The sequence below is a fragment of the Nostoc sp. 2RC genome (genome assembly GCF_014222165.1).
In the GTDB taxonomy this organism is placed as follows: domain Bacteria; phylum Cyanobacteriota; class Cyanobacteriia; order Cyanobacteriales; family Nostocaceae; genus Nostoc; species Nostoc linckia.
Genome location: NZ_JACKZU010000114.1, coordinates 1 through 21,513 on the forward strand (window position 1 = coordinate 1; position 21,513 = coordinate 21,513).

The 21,513-nt window shown below is 40.0% G+C and carries 15 protein-coding genes; 6 read left to right on the forward strand and 9 right to left on the reverse strand.

Translation table 11 applies throughout. The features are described from left to right. Window positions 1-84 precede the first annotated feature (84 nt). Window positions 85-780 (reverse strand): TrkA family potassium uptake protein, encoded by a 696-nt coding sequence (locus GNE10_RS14890; RefSeq protein WP_099070761.1) that lies wholly within the window; start codon window positions 778-780, stop codon window positions 85-87. 575 nt (window positions 781-1,355) lie between these two features. Between GNE10_RS14890 and GNE10_RS14895 the strand changes: the two genes are divergently transcribed. Further along, a complete protein-coding gene (locus tag GNE10_RS14895) occupies window positions 1,356-2,486 on the forward strand; it encodes a site-2 protease family protein (RefSeq protein WP_185565847.1) in 1,131 nt (376 codons plus the stop codon). Window positions 2,487-2,805: 319 nt separating this feature from the next. Here the strand turns inward: GNE10_RS14895 and GNE10_RS14900 are convergent, their stop codons facing one another. Then, entirely contained in the window at window positions 2,806-3,204 is a 399-nt protein-coding gene (locus GNE10_RS14900) for a hypothetical protein (protein WP_260446885.1), read from the reverse strand. Window positions 3,205-3,667: 463 nt separating this feature from the next. Between GNE10_RS14900 and GNE10_RS14905 the strand changes: the two genes are divergently transcribed. Further along, the gene (locus GNE10_RS14905) at window positions 3,668-4,018 is read left to right on the forward strand and encodes a phage holin family protein (protein WP_099070764.1); all 351 of its coding nucleotides are present in this window, start codon (window positions 3,668-3,670) and stop codon (window positions 4,016-4,018) included. Between the two features lie 193 nt (window positions 4,019-4,211). Beyond that, window positions 4,212-5,000 (forward strand): superoxide dismutase, encoded by a 789-nt coding sequence (locus GNE10_RS14910; protein ID WP_185565848.1) that lies wholly within the window; start codon window positions 4,212-4,214, stop codon window positions 4,998-5,000. A 190-nt stretch (window positions 5,001-5,190) separates the two neighbouring features. Here GNE10_RS14910 and GNE10_RS14915 read toward each other — a convergent pair whose 3' ends face one another. Further along, window positions 5,191-5,985 (reverse strand): aspartyl/asparaginyl beta-hydroxylase domain-containing protein, encoded by a 795-nt coding sequence (locus GNE10_RS14915; protein ID WP_185565855.1) that lies wholly within the window; start codon window positions 5,983-5,985, stop codon window positions 5,191-5,193. 117 nt (window positions 5,986-6,102) lie between these two features. Between GNE10_RS14915 and GNE10_RS14920 the strand changes: the two genes are divergently transcribed. Next, complete coding sequence (locus tag GNE10_RS14920) at window positions 6,103-7,590, forward strand: amidohydrolase family protein (protein WP_185565849.1); 1,488 nt, start codon at window positions 6,103-6,105, stop codon at window positions 7,588-7,590. A gap of 258 nt (window positions 7,591-7,848) precedes the next feature. Here the strand turns inward: GNE10_RS14920 and GNE10_RS14925 are convergent, their stop codons facing one another. From GNE10_RS14925 to GNE10_RS14940, 4 genes are all read right to left on the reverse strand, one after another. After that, the gene (locus GNE10_RS14925; protein ID WP_311774814.1) at window positions 7,849-8,760 is read right to left on the reverse strand and encodes a DUF4437 domain-containing protein; all 912 of its coding nucleotides are present in this window, start codon (window positions 8,758-8,760) and stop codon (window positions 7,849-7,851) included. 101 nt (window positions 8,761-8,861) lie between these two features. Further along, complete coding sequence (locus GNE10_RS14930; RefSeq protein WP_185565850.1) at window positions 8,862-9,161, reverse strand: protealysin inhibitor emfourin; 300 nt, start codon at window positions 9,159-9,161, stop codon at window positions 8,862-8,864. A 103-nt stretch (window positions 9,162-9,264) separates the two neighbouring features. Then, on the reverse strand, window positions 9,265-10,344 hold the full coding sequence (locus tag GNE10_RS14935) for a M4 family metallopeptidase (RefSeq protein ID WP_099070769.1): 1,080 nt from the start codon (window positions 10,342-10,344) through the stop codon (window positions 9,265-9,267). Window positions 10,345-11,061: 717 nt separating this feature from the next. Beyond that, window positions 11,062-11,787 carry a trans-aconitate 2-methyltransferase gene (locus GNE10_RS14940; RefSeq protein ID WP_185565851.1) on the reverse strand — a complete coding sequence of 242 codons (726 nt, stop codon included), beginning with the start codon at window positions 11,785-11,787 and terminating at the stop codon, window positions 11,062-11,064. A 425-nt stretch (window positions 11,788-12,212) separates the two neighbouring features. Here GNE10_RS14940 and GNE10_RS14945 point away from each other — a divergent pair, with 425 nt between their 5' ends. Then, window positions 12,213-12,950, forward strand: coding sequence for a sensor histidine kinase KdpD (locus tag GNE10_RS14945; RefSeq protein WP_260446886.1), 738 nt, complete (start codon window positions 12,213-12,215; stop codon window positions 12,948-12,950). A gap of 269 nt (window positions 12,951-13,219) precedes the next feature. Here the strand turns inward: GNE10_RS14945 and GNE10_RS14950 are convergent, their stop codons facing one another. Together GNE10_RS14950 and GNE10_RS14955 are read right to left on the reverse strand one after the other, a co-directional pair. Further along, the gene (locus GNE10_RS14950) at window positions 13,220-17,872 is read right to left on the reverse strand and encodes a DUF4347 domain-containing protein (protein ID WP_185565852.1); all 4,653 of its coding nucleotides are present in this window, start codon (window positions 17,870-17,872) and stop codon (window positions 13,220-13,222) included. Window positions 17,873-18,423: 551 nt separating this feature from the next. After that, window positions 18,424-20,697, reverse strand: a complete 2,274-nt coding sequence (locus GNE10_RS14955) for a bifunctional (p)ppGpp synthetase/guanosine-3',5'-bis(diphosphate) 3'-pyrophosphohydrolase (protein WP_185565853.1) — start codon at window positions 20,695-20,697, stop codon at window positions 18,424-18,426. 296 nt (window positions 20,698-20,993) lie between these two features. Here GNE10_RS14955 and patD point away from each other — a divergent pair, with 296 nt between their 5' ends. After that, window positions 20,994-21,392 (forward strand): heterocyst frequency control protein PatD, encoded by a 399-nt coding sequence (patD, locus tag GNE10_RS14960; RefSeq protein WP_099070774.1) that lies wholly within the window; start codon window positions 20,994-20,996, stop codon window positions 21,390-21,392. Window positions 21,393-21,513: the final 121 nt, after the last annotated feature.

Sequence of the window (21,513 nt, forward strand, 5' to 3'; positions counted from 1 at the left end):
CACCTCCCACACCTCCCACACCTCCCACACCTCCCACACCTCCCACACCTCCCACACCTCCTGCTTGCCCCATGCCCAACTTTATTAAATCGGCAAACGATTGATATCTCTATTGCAACCAATAACTACCATTACTGAACCACGTTCTAAACGCTTGGTGGGGTCAGGATTAATTTGAAATTTACCATCCTGACTCACGGCTAGCAAATTTAAACCGTAGCGGTTGCGAAGTTGAAGTTCGCTGATGGTTCTGCCGTGAAATTCATCGGGTACAATTAATTCCACAATACTGTTATCTGGGTCGAGGTCAAACCGATCTAAGATTGATGGCTTGGTGAGTGTACGCGCTAAGGCACAACCCGCTTCGTATTCAGGAAAAATAACATGATCTGCTCCTACTCGCCGTAACAGTTTACAGTGAACTTCACTAGAAGCTTTTGCAACTACGTGGGGTACACCAGCCTCTTTGACATTCAGAGTGGTGATAATGCTTTCCTGAACGTAGTTACCGATCGCTACAATTACGGTATCGAATTCAAAAACTCCAGCTTCTTTGAGTGCAGCTGGTTCAGTAGAATCTAGTTGCAAAGCATGACCAACTATTTCCTCAGTTAATGCTTGGGAAACTCGTTTTTCATCAATATCTGTTGCTAAGACTTGATAACCAAAATTGTGCAATGTCGAACAAACAGATCTACCAAAACGACCTAGCCCAATTACCGCAAATTGGTGGTTATCTTTACGTAAACTGCGAAAAAAACCTAACGATGACAGATTCACAGTTGTTATCCTTATAATGGCTCCCTGTATTTAGGGCAAAAAACGGTTATACCGCGTGAATTAAAATTTTATTTTTGCCTTAGAATGTATATTTTATCAGTTTAGTCATTGGTAATTGGTCATTGAGAGTTAGGAGTTAGGAGTTAGGAATTATACAATTGAATATGAAGCTGTACATAATATTTCGATGCTATTTGACCCAAAAATAAGTACATGTACTTGGTTTAGTTGTAGATTTAGAAACTAAAACAGCGATGTTGGTCGATCCGGTGTTAGGACAGGTAGAACGCGATGCCATGATGCTTGTTCTGAAGGCTTGGGTGTTGGGGTACTAATACCGATTCAAAAAATCTTTGCAACAGATCCAAAATCTTTATGGATGCAAAGCTTTGCACCCGTACTATACATTTGTCTCATTCTTTTTTCAAATTGCTATAACTTTCCAACATCTATCGTTTGCCAGAGGAAGACAAAATTCTGATTTCTTATGCTTTTGGTGATTTAGTATAACTGGTCTGTTTATTTTTTTCATAACAGCATTTATAGAAAAAATTGCTTTAAATAAAGAGGAATATATGCACGGTTTTCGCTTAGGTTCTATTTTCGGGTTTGAAATCCGAGTAGATTTGTCTTGGCTGTTAATTGTTTTCCTGGTTCTATGGACGTTAAGCGCAGGTCTATTTCCAAGCAACTATCCAGGACTGTCCAATGCAACTTATTTCGGTATGGGTTTAGTAGCAACGCTTTTGTTCTTTGCGTCGCTGCTGGCTCATGAAGTTTCGCACTCGCTTGTTGCTAGAGCCAAAGGAATTCCTGTGGAAGGTATCACTTTATTTATCTTTGGCGGGGTGTCGCGCACTCGCATGGATGCGGAACGTCCTGATGATGAGTTCCAAATTGCTATTGTGGGGCCTCTTACTAGCTTGCTGCTGGCTGCGGTGTTTGGTTTAATTTGGTATGTCGGTAAAGCTGCGGCATGGAGTGTTGTGGTTACAGGTGTTGCGTCTTACCTCGCTTCCATTAACCTCATCCTCGCTATCTTCAATATGCTGCCTGGATTTCCTTTAGATGGCGGTCGCGTTTTTCGCTCGATTATCTGGAAGTATACTGGCAATCAACAAAAGGCGACTCAAATCGCCTCCAATGGTGGTAAATGGTTAGCATATTTATTGATTGCCCTTGGTTTTTGGGAGTTGTTTGGTTCAGCTTTGTTGAGTGGACTGTGGTTAATTTTGATTGGTTGGTTCTTATACAATGCCGCAGAAGCCGGTTACGAAGAGCTGTTAATCCGTAGAACTCTTGAGGGGGTGAGGGCACAGCAAATTATGACTCCCTACCCAGAAACGGTAAATACTGATTTGACGCTACAAGATTTAGTAGATAAATATTTTCTCAGTCGCCGCTATCAGTCTTTTCCAGTAGTTGAAAATAGCCATCCTGTTGGTATTATCACTTTAAATGAAGTCAAGGATGTGCCACGGCAAGAATGGGGCGATCGCACTGTTAGAGATACGATGATTCCCATGCATACAGGAGTTAGTGTTCGTCCAGAAGAACAAATGTCTCAGGTCTTGGAAAAAATGCAAGAATCAGGAATTCGTCGCGTCTTAGTGACTCAAAATGGTTCCCTTAAAGGCATCATCACTGCTAATGATGTGGCACATTGGTTACGGCGTCAGCGAGACTTAGGCACGCAGATACGATAAATTAGTAGCATTTAGTGTTGCATACTTTTTCGTGTTGGTTGTTGACGGTTGACCAAGAATAGGGTGTAGGGGAAGAAAAAATCCTGTATTTGGTACACTTTACCCCCGCAACAAACAATAGACCTCTTGCAATCAATTGCTTTTTGCACTCTTCTAGGAAAAGGGAAAAGGGAAAAGGTTAAAGGGGAAAGGGAAAATACCAAACATGCACCCCCTTTCCCCGACTTCTGCAAGAAGTCTAATAAAATCTGTTGTATTAGTTTTCAAGAATTTTCTTTGATGCTTGATTATACTCTTAATTTATTCAATACTTTTGTATTCACGGAAATTTTTTCGAGCCAAATCTCTTATGAATTGGTGAATATTCCGGACAATTCATGGCTTCTTCAGTTAGTACAATACAAGGTTTCACCGCACATTTGATATAATTATTATTTGAGTAAAATCGACAGTTTTTACAAGGAACTTTGTGTGAAGTATTAGTGGGAAAAACCATTTTTTGGTCTAAAAAAGACCTGATTTTTTGCAAAACTACTAAAAAAACTACCCAACCGATGATAAATCCAAGGGGCGATAAAGATATAGCGATATCGGGAATAGTCAATTGATTGGTTGGTGGTTGCTCCTTTTTAGCTTCATTGTGGATTATCTGGTCTAAATTTTTATTGGCTACTACAGCTTTTTGTAGGGTTTGATTATCATACATATTACTTACCATTTTTGCTTTTGTCTTTAATACTCAAGTTTGAGAAAGTTTGGCTATAAAAATCCTTGGTTTTGTCTATTTTTCAAAGATTTACATATTGACAATTTACGTAAATCAGTGTGTTGACGGATTCAATTTATTTAGTTGTGTTTTAATTAACTAAAATTGATGGTGGTATTTTAAGTACATTAGATGAAAGTTCAAATGTCAGATTTACAAGCTTTTAATTATAGGTTTACCAAAATAAAATTTCACCTATATCTGCCAAGAGTTTTGCTTATAATTTACAGCTATATATCCAAGGGAATAAATTATACAACAGACAGAAAATGCAAATAATTTTATGCTAAAATTTGTAAGATAATTGATAAAATTTTGCTAGATATTATACCAAGTTGTTTTTGGGTAATAAATATTACTTAAGCTGATTTGAAAATTAACTGCTGCATTCATACAAATAATTGGAGAAGTAATGATGTTGGACATTCTCCTGACTTGGTTAGTTACAACTGTCAGTTTTTTGATTATTTCTAAATTACCTTTGGGTATAGAGATTGATAGTTTTAAAAAAGCGGCGATCGCTGCTGTTGTTTTCGGAATTTTAAATGCAATTTTGCTGCCAATACTTAGTTTGTTTACCCTTCCCCTCATTATCCTGACTGTGGGCTTATTCTTCTTTATTTTGAATGCAATTATTTTTGCTCTGGCGGCTTATCTAGTAGAAGGTTTTCGCTTGAGGTGGGGTTTTTGGAGTGCGTTAAGTGGTTCAATTGCTTTGGCAATTATTAATTCTATTTTATTGAATATTGTCGCTCGAATCAGCTGATAAATTAATTTAGATGATTAACTTAATCAGTGATTATCTGAATTTGATATCAGCTGTGGAGATAAAAAGAGTTTTTTGGTCTGTAGTTATGCAGATTTATGATATAAGACATATATCTAGATTGATTGGGCTGTAAAAGAAGACTCAATCATTAGATTACAAATTACTAATATTTATTTAGAGGTAATAATTTATGATAAGATTTTGGCGAGAAACCGTAATTTGTGTTCTCACAACAATTGTCCTGGTCATTCTCCTCAACTCTTACAATCCTCTACCCATAGCTGAAGCACAACCTACAACAACACCAACAACAAGTGATAAATCGCTTCTTTCCGTAGCTTATCCTAATAGGGCATTGAGCGCTTATCCGGCACAATTACCACCATTACCTTATGCTTATGGAGCGCTGACAAAAGCCATTGACGCTGAAACAATGAAATTGCATCATAGCGCCCATCATGCAGCCTATGTCAACAACTTAAATGATGCATTGAAACAATATCCAGAGTTGCAAAAAAGAAGTGTTGAAAGCTTATTATTAGATTTGAACAGCGTACCTGAAAATATTCGGACAAAAGTGCGTAATAACGCTGGCGGTCACCTCAATCACACGATTTTTTGGCAACTGATGAGTCCCCAAGGTGGAGGAGAACCAACAGGAGCGTTCGCTCAAGAAATTAACAAAACTTTTGGTAGTTTCGATGCCTTTAAAAAAGAGTTTAACGCTACTGGTGCAGGTCGTTTTGGTAGTGGTTGGGTTTGGCTAGTGCGTAATCCCCAAAATCAACTCCAGATTGTGACTACAGCCAATCAAGATAATCCCATTATGGATGGTTTCTATCCGATTTTAGGAAATGATGTGTGGGAACACGCTTATTATTTGAAATATCGCAACCGTCGTGCTGACTATTTAAATAATTGGTGGAATGTAGTCAATTGGCCGCAAATTAATAGGCGGTCTCAATTGTCATTACAGTAAGATGATGCGCGGTAAAAAAGCATAATTGTGGTGGTTGTTGATAGTTGACTGTTGACTGTCAACAGCCTCATTGAGTCAATAGACTTCTTTAGGACTTACGTACAGTAAGCGAAAAATTAAAGGTTTGGGTAGCCATAGGCTAGGAAAAAATCCCCAATGCCCAACTTTATTACTTTTCCCTGCCACAGCATCATAAAGCTTTATCCCACTCTAATTGATGGGCTAAACCATACTTGATAAAATCTTCTATCTCAGCTTTATCGCTTTTACCAAAAACACCCAAGCTGTAAGGATTGTCTTCCATACGTTGGATAACTTGCTCTTTTTCAAATTGCATCACTTGTTCTCTAGGTCGATCCGGTTTAAAAAAGTCTATAACTAAAACAGTGCGATCGTAATTAGTGTAATTATGCGGACAATGTGGATAACTGTGATCTAAAACCATAATTTGTCCCTCATGCCAATAAAGCTGTTCGTGGCATATTTTCATCGCCACATCGCCCTCTGGCACAATTAATCCTAAATAACCACGATTCATGTGAGGGTTATAGTTCACATGTAGTTTGATATCTAAGCCTGGATGAAATGTACCAAAATAGGCATTTCTGATAATTTCATCATGTTCAAAGTTAACTTTTTCAATTACCTGAGTCAAATGAGGAAAATATTTTTCTCTTAATAGTAACGCTTTGGCTGATGCGTCCTCTGAACCAAAATCAGGATATTGTATTTGATGCTTTTTGATATATTTTTCAATAAAAAGACCTTGAAATAAAATCCCAAAAGCACTGTATTTAGAATTTCCCTTGGTTTTAATCGTTTTATTTTTAGGGCCCAGAACATCGTAAGTGAATTTTAATTCTTCTTCAGATGCATTTTGAATAAAGTATGTAAACTCATCTCTAATGATTTGCCAATTATCTTGAAAAATTTTCAGAAACAAAAATTGTTCTGGGTCTAAATGATATTCATTAAAACTTTCCATTGTCTTTACTCCTGAAGATGATTTCATAAAAAACTGTTACATGTTGATGGTATTTAGTCTGCGTCCCAGTACGATGTGGAAATTCCTAACTAAACTCATTTTAGTGTGAGATCTACTGTGTCTGAAGCTTCCCTATTAGATCGAGTTATCAAAAATGTGCGGGTAGTTCGTCCCCACGATAATGCCATCGAACTACTTGATTTAGGAATTAAAGATGGCAAATTTGCTAGTATTGCTTCTCATATTAGCCCAGACACAGCTAAAGAAGTGTTTGATGCCAAAAACTTGCTGGGGTTTCCTGGAGTAGTGGATGCCCATATGCACATTGGAATTTATCAACCCCTCGATAAAGACGCTGTAACTGAAAGCAAGGCAGCGGCGATGGGAGGGGTAACTACTAGTTTAAATTACATTCGTACAGGGCAGTATTATCTCAATAAAGGCGGTTCTTATCAAGATTTTTTTCCAGAGGTTTTAGCGTTATCCGCAGGTAATTTTTTTGTTGATTATAGCTATCACATTGCACCCATAGCCAGCCAGCACATTGACGAAATACCTTTATTGTTTGAAGAACACGGTGTGTGTTCGTTTAAAATTTTCATGTTTTATGGCGGCTATGGGTTGCATGGTTTGTCAGACCAGCAAAATCTATTTTTGATGATTAATAAAGAAGAACGCTACGATTTCGCTCATTTTGAATTTATTATGCGCGGTCTAACTCGCTTGATAGAAAAACATCCACAAGCGCGAGATACTATCAGCTTAAGTTTGCATTGCGAAGTAGCAGAAATTCTGAACGCCTACACCAAAATAGTTGAAAATGACTTTAGTCTTAGCGGACTCCACGCTTACAGTGCAGCGCGTCCTCCTCATTCTGAAGGTTTAGCAATTTGCATTGCTGCTTATTTGGCACATGAAACTAATTGTGTAAATATCAATTTATTGCATCTGAGTTCTCGTAAAGCAATGGAAGCAGCTTTGACGATGCAAACTGCTTTTCCTCACATCAATTTTCGTCGAGAAGTTACTGTGGGACATTTGTTATTAGATGTGGATACTCCGAATACAATTTGGGCAAAAGTAAACCCACCTATTCGTCCTCGTGCTGATGTTGAATATCTATGGCAAGCAGTACTTAACAATCAAGTAGATTGGATAGTTAGCGACCATGCTTGTTGTTCTGCGGAACAAAAAAGAAGTGCAAAAAATCCCAATAATATTTGGTTAGCAAAATCTGGTTTTGGCGGTACAGAATATTTACTTTCTGGTGTATTTAGTGAAGGTAGTAAGCGGGGAATGTCTTACAACCACATGGCTAAGTTACTATCTTGGAACCCATCGCGGCGCTTTGGTTTATTAGAAAAAGGTGACATTGCTATTGGCTATGATGCCGATTTGGTTTTAGTAGACCCGAATGAAAGTTTTGTAGTGCGTGCGGCAGAGTCAGAATCACAACAAGGTTATACACCTTTTGAAGGCATGGAATTAACTGGAAAGGTAAAAAGTACCTTTTTACGTGGAAATTTGATTTACAACAATGGAGAGATTCTAGGTTCACCCACAGGGCGATATTTGAAAAGATATTCTAGTAGTTTGTCAAGTTAAAAATGAATAGAGATAAAGAATTAGGAGTTAGGGGTTGGGAGTTGGGAGTTGGGAGTTAAGAGTTAGGAGTTGGGAGTTAGGAGTTAGGAGTTAGGAGTTGGGAGTTAGGAGTTAGGAGTTAGGAGTTGGGAGTTAGGAGTTAGGAGTTAGGAGTTAGGAGTTAGGAGTTGGGAGTTAGGAGTTAGGAGTTAGGAGTTGGGAGTTAGGAGTTAGGAGTTGTGAATTCTGAATTCTGAATTCTGAATTCTGAATTCTTCCTCAATGTTGTGGATATGATAATACTGTTCCAAGTTTTGATAAATCTCTATCAACTCGGATAAAGAATAAGCAACCATCATCTGTTCTATGCCAAGGAGAAATTGTAAAGCTAGGAACATAACCAAAGCAATTCTTTACAAATCGAAAATCCCCTATATCGCAGTATCCAGATAAGCAATATGCTTCTTCGTTATAACATTGAATCATTGGATATCTGCTATCATAATGAGGCAAAATTGTCAGCAACCATACCCCACCGCCGTTATTAGCTTTTCTCAGGTACTTTTTTTTGGATTGTTCAAATTGAACTGTATCTGTTTTTCCCCAGGGTAGTAGTTTGCTATCCAATGCTGGAATAAAATCTTTTACTTGAGCGAGGGGATGATTATTTAATGCATTTTTATACTCTAATCTGACTGGGCCGTTCTCCATCCACAGAATTTCAACTTGTGCATTTCCTAGCACTTTCCAAGGGCCGACTTTCACACCTGCGGGAATAAAAGAGTAGCCATGTTTGTTTAATTGCCACTCACCTAATTGAATTGCACCTTTTAAGATAAAAATTTCTAAATCCGCAGTAAAATAGCCAGAAGGTGCTTCAAAGTTAGGCGGTAAAACTACTTTGGAAGTGGATGCACCACAATCATGCCAAGTTAGCGATCGCCTACTTCCAAATCCTACATCATTTGGCATTCCATTCACTCGCCAATGATGTTTTTCTGATACAGTATTTGTATCAAAAAATTGGTACTTCCTGGGTACATATTCTTGGGAAATTGCTGTACACCTTCCTGATAAATTCATCCGCCCTGTTCCATCTCCACCCCAGTCTTCTTTGATAGATGCTACATGTAAAAAATCATCTGTTTGGTTTTCTTGTGTGGAGTTAAAATTTATATTCTCTTCACCCACAAATTTACATTCTCCTGTTTATGGTGATTCACCTTGGGCATTAATTTTGATATTGCCTTGACTGGATTTTTTATTAAAAATGAAGTTGTTAATTGAGGAAATTACCTTTTTTGTGACATGTTTTGTAGCCATTCAATCAGGGGTCTTAAAGTTCCTGGTAATACGGCTTCGCTAACAGTTACCGTATGCTGCTTACCGTTATCTTCCACTGTTAATTTATATTGAAAGCGATCGCTCTGGGGATTAGGCGAGGTAATTCGTTCTGGTAGCCTAAATAAATCAGCAGCTTCCACTAGTTGGGGAAGGGTTTTAGCTTCGTTTGCTGGGAGTTCGGCTGTATCAACCGTTGTTTTTTTCGTAATTCCAGCAAAGCCGCCGGTGCGTTCCAAAGATATCCGCATTTGTTTGCTCTCCGTTGTGCTACTGAGTGGGAGAAATGCAAAGACTGGAAGATGAGAATTCTCACCTCCCAGTTTAGCAACAACAGATAGCACAGCTAAAAGTTTAGATAACTCCTACCTTTTGCCAAGCGTTCTGTACGGCTTTTTGTTCGCTACTGTCATTACCGTAGAGTTCGCCTGCAACTTGAATGGTGACGTTGGCAGCTTTTTGAAAATCAGCTTTTGCACGCAGGCGATCGCGTAATGCTATGTACCATATTTTACCAGCTTTCTCCCAAGCATAGCCGCCAATTTCAACAGCCGCTAGATAAAAGGCACGGTTAGGAATTCCTGAATTGATATGCACTCCAGCGTTATCTTCAAAGCCAGTATACTTATCTTTCATGTGCCCTGGTTGCGGATCTTTACCTAGTACTGGGTCATCGTATGCTGTTCCCGGTGCTTTCATGGAACGGATACCAACACCTTTGACTGTGGATGCCAAAAGACCTTCACCAATAATCCAATCTGCTTCTTGTGCAGTTTGATTTTTAGCTTTTTGTTTTACTAAGGCACCAAAGACATCAGAAAACGATTCATTCAATGCCCCTGGTTCGCCATAATACTGTAAACCTGCTTCGTACTGAGTGACGCCATGAGTTAATTCATGACCAATCACATCAATTGAGATTGTGAAGCGTTGAAACAGTTCTCCGTCACCATCACCATAAACCATTTGGTCGCCGTTCCAAAAGGCGTTGTCGTATTTGACGCCATAATGCACGGTGGAGTCTAAACGTAGACCTTTGTCGTCAATGGAATTGCGATCGAATATCTCATGAAACAAGTCATAAGTCGCACCAGCAGCATCATAAGCTTCATTCACTGCTATGTCGTTGCTGGGAGGATCGCCTTCGCTACGCACCAGTGTTCCAGGAAGTTGCTGCCCATTTTTGGCATCGTAAATGGTGCGGCGCTTCTCACCGGGAGAAGGTGCAAAGGAGATACTACCAATGATGTCTCTTCGTCCGCGAAGCTGTGCCGAAACATTTAATGTATGAAAAGCCCAACTCCGCTGCTGGGGACTCCCATTTACTACGACATTTTCCAGCATGTGCGGTGGGACAATACAACAAATTGGGCATCTAGAGTAAAGTGGATGCTCATGCTTAAACCTGGCTGATTTCTTTTTATTTCGAGCCATCCAAGATATTCTCCTTTTGAAACTAAGTGATGGCAAACAGTGGGTTTAACTCCAATAATTGAAAAAAGCAGAAAAACCAATCTAATCCTGTGTCCCTGGTGTCTTTAAGCAAGCAAATTTTCTACTTTGTATTTTCAGATAAGTCACGGGAGTATGCACAGTACCCTCATGGGGTACTTTTGCTAAACAGACAAGTTCTTTGTTCAATCGTCTAACTAAAGTTAGGAGATTCCACTCAAAGCTCAGAACTTGAAATTCAACACTCCCTCTAGACCAATGCGTTTATATAATAGTTCCTTTTTCAAGCAAATAATATTATTTATTGCCATTTTGTTACTATTCGACTTTGATTTGATTTTTCGGAAGCTAGCTAGAACTTAAAAAGCCTTATTTCCCATTATCTGTGTATATAAATAATTTGAAAAATCAAAGTAAACTCGTATGTAGTAATCATATTTTAGATTTGAAAAATATCGGTGTTTACTGTTGACTGTTAACCGTTAACCGTCAACAGCCAACAATAGACTTCTTGCAGAAGTAGGGAAAAGGGGCAGGGGAAAGGGGGTGCATGTTTGGTATTTTCCCTTTCCCCAATAAAGATGCATCCCTTTGACCACAAGAGTCCAAAAAGCAATTGATTGCAAGAGGTCTAATCTTTATATTTATCAAGTCGGGAATCTGAACATTCTATTAATCTCGAATTTTGGTGTCCGAAATCTAAAATTTTTGCAACCAGCCACCAAATACCGTTAAACCATAATATTTCCAAGGTACTGCCACTGTCTGAAATCCAGCTTTAGTTAGCATCTGTAAATGGGCATCTAAAGTGGCTAGCCGATCTTGATTAGAGTAACCTTGAGTAGTGCTAATACCACGTTTGGCGCTAATTTCCGTCAAATTAATTCCTTGTTGAACTACCCATTCCTCTCGTGCCATTTTGTAAACTCCTGCTAAAATTGGAGATTCTGGTAGAAGTGGGTCTGCATTCCAAAAACAACCTTCTTGAATGAGGCTAGCAGCAATTTGCTCGAATAATTTCAATTTCATCTCATCTTCGAGATGGTGGATTGCTAAGGATGAAATACAAGCATCAAATTCGCCACCAATATCAAATTTATTTGGATTATTTGCCCAGTCACCAAAGTCGGCTTCTATACCAATCCAGCGTTTTTTATATCCTGCTTTTGTGATTTTATCTTGGGCAAATTCCAGCATTCGGGGTGAATAATCTAAGGCAATTACTTGAGCATCTGGACAACGTTCGAGAATCTTGATACTAACTTCACCCGTACCACAGCCTAATTCTAAAAGACGGCCACTAGTGGAAGGTAAACAACGAGTAATTACCTCCAACATTTCATCGTATCGCGGTAATAGTTGGCGAATACCAATGTCAAAATCATCGGTGTTAGCAAATACTTCACCAGGAAATACATTTTGCATAAATTTATCTCACTAATAAGATTAGTAGTACAAAGCTTAAACTGATTGAGGACTCAAAAGTCAAAATCAAGGTTTTCAAGCACAAATTCTTGACGGTGCGTTAGCATAAGGCATAACACACCCTACATTTACTGTATCAAAATTTTGTCAGGTTTTTGTATGATTTATCTACTTTATTAGCTAGATAGCTGGAGATTATTTAACAGGAAAATATAATGTTTTAAAATTATGTACAACTCTAAATAATGATTTTTTCATCAATTTGCTGTCAAAAAATATCTATAGCAGTTCAAAAATTGAGTAATATTAATTGATGGCATGATGCTTGTAAAACGAAGAGGTTTGGTGAAGCGATCGCCCGTTGCTTTAACAGTTATACTCAAGAACGATTAGAAGAACTCAAACAACTCCAAAGTCAGTTGCGCTTGACTAACCAAGAGTTAACTCGTTTAGTTCGTGCTAGTAAAGAAAGCCTGTCTCATTTAGCTCATGAACTAAAAACGCCGTTGACTTCAATCATCGGTTATGCAGATTTATTTCTCCGCCAGCAACGTCAACAACCAGAACTCAAGGACACCTATACCAATCTTGAAAGTATCGAGCGAGTCCTCAAAAGTGGTAGACTTCTTGTCCAGCTAATTAACGATACTTTGGAAATTTCGCGTTATGGTGCCGGACAGATGAAATTGCAGTCCACTCAAATCGATGTGCGTAGTTTAATCAATTCAGTCAGAGAGATGATTGAACCACTGGTGGCTGCTAAAGAATTATCCTTGGTTGTTGAATGCGATCGCGCCCCAAATGAAGTTATTATAGATCCTCTGCGGTTTCAGCAAATTCTCACAAATCTATTGAGTAACGCAATTCGCTACACAGAATCCGGTTCAATTCATTTGCACTGTTGGAGGATATCTCAACAGCAGTGGGCGATTTCCGTTACTGATACTGGAATTGGTATTTCCCCAGATGTTCAAACACAAATCTTCAATCCCTATTTTCGCGAACTAACTGCTCCAAAGGTACAAAGTTCTGATGGTACAGGATTAGGCTTAGCAATAGTGTCCCAGTTAGTTCAGTTAATGCATGGTGAAATTCAAGTGGATTCCCAACTGGGAAAAGGTTCTACATTTACAGTAATTTTGCCCATTAATTCTGAAAACTAAGATCCCCGACCTATTGAAAAAGTCAGGGATCTGACCACCGCTAACCCATCAAAATTAATGCAATTGAAAATCATATCATATCCGCCTAATAGTCTGTCCCATTAGTTCTGAGAGATAAATAAGTTTGTAGTTAGGACTTTAGTCCTTGATTTTTAAGCACTGAAGTGCTTACTACAAACTCATCAAAATTAATGGGACAGACCACTAATCATTTATCAAAAAAATAGTCCTAATGATAAGTCTTCAACCGGACATGATATTACTCACCATTACAGAATTGCGACAAAATCACTTTCAGTAATCAAGCTAGGTTTGATGTTGTTCAAAATAGCTAATACCTCATCAGTGGAAGTAATCCGAATCGAAGTCTTAGTAGCACTTGCTGAGATAGTTAAAGCCCCATAAGTTAAACTCCCTAATAAACCAAGTTTGTCAATACCATCTTTAAAATCAAAGATGGTATCACTACCGTTTCCTGAAGCGAGAACAAAAATATCAGTACCTGCTTGTCCATAGAGTGCATCATTACCAGCACCACCCATCAAAGTATCATCACCTGCACCACCATAAAGCTTGTCATTTCCAGCGTTACCAATCAGGCGATCGCTGCCATTCTGCCCGTTTAGGTAATCATTTTGACTACCACCCAAGATACTATCATGACCATTACCGCCATAAAGATAGACACTGGCAATTGTGAATGATGATGCATCTAAAGTATTATCACTAATACCACCCGTCAGGGTCACGCGTTCAATATTAATGAAGCTATCATTACCTAAACCAAATAATTGAGTATTAGTTAAAGTAAAGTTGATATCAGCAGATTCCCTAATTGAGTCGGTGCCATCACCACCATCAAGAATATCATCACCTGCACCACCAAAAAGGTAGTCATTGCCAACACCAGCAATCAAGCGATCGCTACCGTCATTACCGTATAAAGAATCATTTCCGGCATTGCCGTAGATAGTATCATCAGTTGTACCACCATTTAATTTATTGCCTGAAGATGTACCATAGATGGTATTTTCGCTAACATCAATCAAATTAATAGCGATCGCTTGCATAATACTAGTATCCGTGCCATCACTGACAGTAACTTGTAATTGAAAGTTCGGCTTATTTTCAAAATCAAGCTCGTCGCGATCGCTAACGATAATTTGTCCAGAAGTTGGGTTGATGCTAAAAGCAGCTTTCCCATCTCCATCGAAGTCAAGGTTACCATCAATAATTGTCCAGTTTAAAAATGAGCTAGTTCCTTCAATATCGGTAGCAATTACAGTACCAACCATCGTATCATTACTGCTATTTTCCCTAATGCTGAAGCTTTGATTTGTGCTAATAACTGGGGCATCATTCACCGCAGTCAGGTTAATTGTTTTAGATATTGTGGCACTAGTACCACCATCACCATCAGTTAACACAAAGCTAACGTTACGAGGAATAGTAAGCGGATTATCCGAGATGTTGAAGTAACTAATACTGCGTAGCACAGCTTGGACAGCAGCAGGTGTAGCTTTAGAAGTAAAGTTGATTACTAAGTCTTCAGTACCAATACCGCCACTGAAAGTACCAACAAAACTACCATCTTGCAAAAAGCTTGTGTTATTGACTTGAATTTTATTTGTTATGTTGCTTTGGATAATCAAACGGTCATCAGCACTTCCACCATTACTGAAGTGAACAGTCAATTTACCTGAATCGAAGTTTTGAGAATCAAGGTCTGTAACAGTTGCATTCGGGTCAATGAAGATGGCAGGTGCATTTTCAGTGTAAGTGGGGTTGGCGCTGGGCAAAGCTACTGTAGGTGCTTGATTGCCAACATATAAATTAACTGTAGCGATATTAGAATCTACAATCGCATCATTGGCTTTATAGCTGAATGTATCAATACCTTGAAAGCCAGCATTAGGAGTGTAAGTAAAAGACCCATCAGAATTGAAAATCAGGCTACCGTTGTTTGGCCCAGACACTAAAGTTGCTTTCAGTGGTGTGTTTTCAATATCTGAGTCATTGGTTAACACACCAGCAACTAAATTGTTTGGGGTAGTACGGTATTGAATACGGCCTTTGAAGCTTTCGCTGGCAGGGTCACCATCACCGTATTCTTGGAAGGTGGCATCAAAGTTGAGAATTTCGTCCCCAGAACCGTAGGTGATTTGGTTGACTGTAAACTCCCCTGTTAAAGTGTTATAACCTCGTCCATTACCACTGACATCTAAACCAGGCTGATTAGAGGCTTGGAATGGGAAACGCGCTGCACCCGTGTATGTTGTGCCTGCTGTTAGTGGAGCATTAAATGGAGCTGCAAATGAAAGATCCCACCAATCGTTGATACCAGAGAAACTAATTCGGATAGCATTATTCTTACTGGGATTTGTGGGGTAGGCACGGACAGCGCTAATCCTATTTGGGGTGGGACTATAGGTATAGTAATCACTCTGACCGATATAGTTACCGCGATCGCTATCTAAAGTCAGCGCTGTAATGGCAGCAGCAGTCTGTAATTGTCCGTTTGCCGCTACAAAGTAAGTATCATTTTTAATTATTGGTGGCTGATTAGTGCCAATAGCCGCACTAGTAACCTTGATATCATCAACCCCAATCCACTCATCTTCTCCATTGGCATCAGTAGTAATAAAACGAACTTGGACTTTTGCTTGATTGGTAGCTTCGGGTGGCAATAAAACAATCAGGCGTGCTTCCCGTGACTCATAAGACGCTAAGGTTGAGGCGTTATTAGAAGCATCAGGTACAAAACCTGTAGGCAGATTGATAAAATCTCCTGTATCCCCAACGCGGTATTGTACGGCAACAGATTGAATGGCATCGCGTGTTGAGGTATCTATATCACGTAGGGTGAAGCTAAGTAGAACATTCTGCCGTCCGGTAGCATCTAAATAGAGAACTAAATGCGGTGCTGTGGCAGTTGATGAACCTCTGAGGGCAATAGTTGGATTGTTGAATGTGAATTCTGTAATTCCACTATTTGTGTAAGTACTTGGATTAGTTTGATTAGCATTCACATCAATAGGAGTGGCAGAACCATCAGCTAGTACTGTTTGTGGGTTAATACCCGTGGTACTGACTAAACCATCACCTCGAAAACCCCTAATATTGGGTAAATTACTCCAATCATCATCTGTATTAATCAAATTAGTATTTGACCAATCTTGGAGAAAGTCGCTGGTTGCTAGTTTGTAATAAGTTACATAGGGAGTAGAAACATTACTCAAGGGTGCCTCGTAACGTGCTACAACAAAGTTACCGCTGTCACTGCCTGCGACCACAATCTTACCGTCAGACTGAACGGCAACCCTAGTGTCTTGAAAATAACTACTCCCAACAGGAGTTATAACTTTACCGCTATTGCCAAAGCTGGTATCTAAGCTGCCATTGGAGTTGTAGACGGCTAAAGCAAAATCACGGCGATCGCTTGGGTTTTGAGCAAACCCAGACACTACAATTTTGCCATTCTGCAAAATAGCCAAACTTTGGCCAGCATCATTGCCGCCTAGATCTGTAACAACCTTACCGCCATTACCAAAACTAGTGTCCAGGGTGCCATTAGAGTTATAGCGTGCGAGAGCAAAATCTCCATTGCTACCAATGTTCCCAGTAGATCCGGCCACGACAATTTTGCCATCAGACTGGAGAGCAACACTATTTCCAAAGTCATCTGTGCCAGGAAAGTCTGTGATTACTTTACCGTTACTGCCAAAATTAGTATCTAAACTGCCATTGGAGTTGTAACGTGCCAGGATAAAATTATTGTTGCCATTAACCATGACACCGCCAGTCACCACAATCTTACCGTCTGGCTGAATCAGGATGCTTGCAATAAAGTCTTGGCCGTCGCTCATGGAAGTAATCACCCTACCCCCGTTACCAAAGCTACTATCCAGACTACCGTCTGAGTTGTAACGTATCAGGGCAAAGTCATTCGGATCAACAGATCCTCCCACGACAATTTTGCCGTCTGGCTGAACGGCAATGCTGTATATCCATTCGCTTTTACCCTCAAAGTTTGTAACAACTTTTCCGCCATTCCCAAAGGTAGTATCTAAGCTGCCATTAGAGTTGTAGCGTACAAGAGCAGCATCAGTTTGGTTACCATTGTAGGTAATTCCCGCGATTAAAATTTTGCCATCTGACTGAATGGTAACGGTGTAAGCTCTATCGCTTTGGTTAGTAAAATCGGCGATCGCCTTGCCACTATTCCCAAAGGTATTGTCCAAGCTACCATCTGGATTATAGCGAGCTACTGCAAAGTTACCGTTGCTATTGTAGCTTTCTCCTACTACTACAATCTTGCCATCTGCTTGAATGGCAACACTATAAGCTGTGTCACTACTACCAATATCTGTAATGACTTTACCACCAACCCCAAAGGTAGTATCGAGGTTACCAGGAGCAAGCACTCCAGTATAGGTGGAAAGTGTTTCTTGCCGGAATGCCAGATGTGCAATTGGAAAATCTTTGCCAATTTGAACCTGTAAATTCCAATCTCCTCCTAACGCCGCATTACCTGTTGGTGTATTAGAAGCCGCAATATTCGCTCCTGTCAATTGGTGCAACTTCTGTAAAAATTCTTCTCCCGCATCCCCAGCAGCAACATTACAGCCGTAGAGTATCAGAGATGAACACAACCAACTTTGTAGTTGTTGAGTATAGCGTTCTAAGCTGCTGAGACTGAGTTCGGTGTTACCCAGGTAAAGGCAACCAGGAGAACCATGAGAGACAATATGGACGCTTTCTACTTGAGGGTGTTGTAACAGTATTTGAGTAATTTGTTCTACCCCATCTTGGCTGGAGTCAAGAACTACATGCTCAAGTTTTAATACAAGTAAATCCAGCAATATTTCGTAGCGATCAACTGATGAATCAATGAAAATAATGCCTTGCTTTTGAGTATTCATGCTGTTTAAATCATTCACTAATTTTTGTAGTTAAGATATTAGGAGATAAGATAATTTCAGCGCTAAAGCATTATTTACAGCAGATAAATTATAAGTTAACGCTATGCTAAACTCAGAATTTTGATACTGTAATTGATTGCAAACCACTAAATGAAATATTTTTTGAAAATCAAGCTTGATTTATCGGCTTAATTACTCAAATACATTTCAAAAATCAAAATTATTCTCCTGTCAACATCTTGCTGATTGCAGGTATTAATTTCATCGATATATTTCCTGAAATATTATTAACAATGCGTAAAGTATAAAAAAACACTTAAATATAAATTTACTACTAATATAGGATTAGGGGGTAAGATGGCAACTAACTGCCCTCTTACCCCCTCTTCTTGACATAACGATCGCCCTTTTGAAGTACCTTTTTAAGTACAGGACATAGGAATTATCTTTAAAAAACCTCTGCGTATCTTGGCGTTGAAAAAAAACTATGGTGCGTCATACCGAATTAACGCACCCTACCAACAAATCATAGAGAGATACTGAGATCCCTACTATTCGTCAATTTGACCAATGCGGCGGATATTCAAAATGTCGCTCATTTTCTTAATTTGCATAAATACTTGCTCTAGTTGAGAGCGATCGCGTATATCTATTCCTAAATCCATCAATGCAGGTTGACCAACGGCAGTTTTTACCTGGGCATGGCGGACATTGATTCCCTGGTCGCTCAGCCTTGATAAAATATCCTTTAAGACTCCTACGCGGTCAAGTGCTTCAATTTGAATATCCACTGGGTAAGTTTGCGGACGACCGCTGTTTTCTGCTGCTGGATTCCACCTAACGGGTACTAGGCGTTCGCACTCGACATTTTCCAGATTATGGCAGCCTTGGCGATGAATTGAAATCCCCCTACCCCGCGTCACTACGCCAATGATTGCTTCGCCAGGAATCGGGGTACAACACCCAGCTAAATGATACACCAATCCTTCTACGCCAATAATCGGCGAATCTGTGGAACGGGAGGTATTTGGAGGCGCATCTCGCAAAGCTTTTGCTGTAGATGTGGGTTCTTTGGGAAGAAATGGTAGCGGTGCTGTAACTGGTTGTTGTCCCTTCACCACTTCTCGCCAACGATTGAGGACTAAATTTAATGTCACTTCACCGTAACCCAAACCAGCTAGTAAGTCTTCCACGCTGTGATAGTTACACTTTTCGGTAACAATCTGCATTGCTTCTGACTTTAATAGACTATCAAAACCAGTTTTACCAAGTTCCTTTTCTAACAATTCTCGTCCGCGAGCGACATTTTCTTCCCGGCGCGATCGCTTGTACCATTGTTTAATTCGATACTTGGCTGCGGAAGTCCTGACAAAATTCAACCAATCCAAACTTGGATGGCAGTTCTTTTGGGTAAGAATCTCCACAATATCGCCATTTTGTAGTCGCGTTGACAAAGGTACCATGCGCCCATTAACCCGCGCCCCCGAACAATGGTTTCCCACTTCTGTGTGAATGCGATAGGCAAAATCTATAGTTGTAGACCCAGGACTTAAAGGCACAACATCCCCCTTAGGGGTGAAGACATAGACATCATCTTCAAATAGATTGTCTTTGACGCTATCAAGATATTCTTGGGCATCTTTTAAATCTGTTTGCCATTCCAGCAGTTGCCGCAGCCAAGTAAATTTTTCATCTGTGGCTGTTAAATGGCTGCTAGAGCCTCCTGTTTCTTTATACTTCCAATGGGCCGCAATCCCATACTCAGCGACATGATGCATTTCCACCGTGCGAATTTGCACTTCCAAAGGACGACCAGTCAAGCCAATGACTCCAGTGTGCAACGACTGGTAACGATTTGGTTTTGGCAGTCCAATATAATCTTTAAATCTCCCTGGTATTGGGCGAAAAGCATCATGAACTATCGCTAGAGCGCGATAGCATTCCTCATTGGTTTGGACAATAATTCGCAGCGCTGCTAAATCGTAAATTTCGTGAAATTCCTTTTGCTGGCGTTGCATTTTTTGGTATATGCTATAGAGATGTTTGGGGCGGCCGCTGATATCTTGGCAGCGAATTCCAGCTTGTTGCAAACGCTCCCGCAAAGTTTCCGTAGCTTTAGCCAATTTTTCTTCTCGCGCCGTCCGTTTTTCGGAAACATGCTGCTGCATTTCCCGAAAAGCTTCTGGTTCCAAATATTTAAAAGCTAAATCTTCTAATTCCCATTTAATTCGCCAGATACCCAGACGATTGGCTAAAGGTGCAAAGATATCTCGTGTTTCCTGGGCGCTGCGGCGGCGGCTGGCTTCAGACATATATTGTAAGGTTCGCATATTATGCAAACGGTCTGCCAACTTCACCACAATCACTCGGATATCTTGCGCCATTGCCAAAAACATTCGCCGGAAATTTTCCGCTTGGCTTTCAGTTTTGCTGGTGAAATTGATTTTAGAAAGTTTGGTGACACCTTCCACCAATTGCCGGACTTCCGGGCCAAACCTTTCTTCAATTTCTTCAATCGTTACTTCTGTATCTTCAACTACATCATGAAGAAATCCAGCTGCTATCATAGCAGGACTACCTCCCAAGTCCCGCAGCAATCCAGCCACAGCAATGGGATGAGCAATGTATGGCTCTCCCGATTTGCGGTATTGGCCTTGATGCAGTTGGTAAGCAAATTCAAATGCTCGACCAATTAAAACTGCCTCATTATGCCTTCGCTCATCTTCGCCTTGGCCGCTACTAGTTGTCGATAATTCCTTCAAACATTTCTTTAACCATTCCGGAATGGCAAGATCGACTGGTGAATTGATAGCTATGCTGCTCATACAATTGGGTCTTAAGGGGATCGGTAGATAAATGTGAGATAGACAAAACTGGCAGCATCACCGTGGGAAGATGCTGTTGCCACTAGACCGGTGGAAAAAACAGTGTCAGGATGGTTCTCCAAATTGGCAATGGTAGTCATCCAGTGTGAATTTCAGGGATCGTAAACTTGAAAATCGATTGATTGCAAACAAAGCCTCAAATCAGAATTTGAGGCTTTTAGTACTGATAAGTGGTTAAGAAAGTTTATTGTATAAGAAAAATTGCTTGACATTTATACTATCTTAACTAGCAATCGATGTCTTTAAACCGTGAGAAATATCAGGCATTCGTAACCTTACTAGAGCAATTACGCTCAGATGCTACAACTGGGCCAATTGTTGCAGCAGAACTGCGGCGGCGTGTAGCCTCGTTGCAGCGGCTGTTTGTAGAGGAAATTGTGCCTTTGGCTGACATTGGCGTTGACGGAGCGTCCCAAACGGAAGCCTCTTTGCAAGGAGAAGACTCGCGAGTGCAGTCTTATCAAACTGAGATGAGTAAGCAACTGCGCTTGTTGGAAATAGATGTGATGTTTTTCCAGGGAGCGCGGCAGGCATCCACCGTACAAACGAGACTCCAAACGATTAGCGATCGCTTGACAACTCTCATACAATACTGTGATGCCATTTTGCAACCACAAACAGAGGGAGAAAAATAACAATTGTTCACCTTTTTCTCTAATTAATACATCATCTCATCTACAACGATTAGTGAAAAGTTATTTTTGCAACAAGTTGGGAATGGGCATTGGGCAAGGGGGAAAGGGGAAAGGGCAAGGG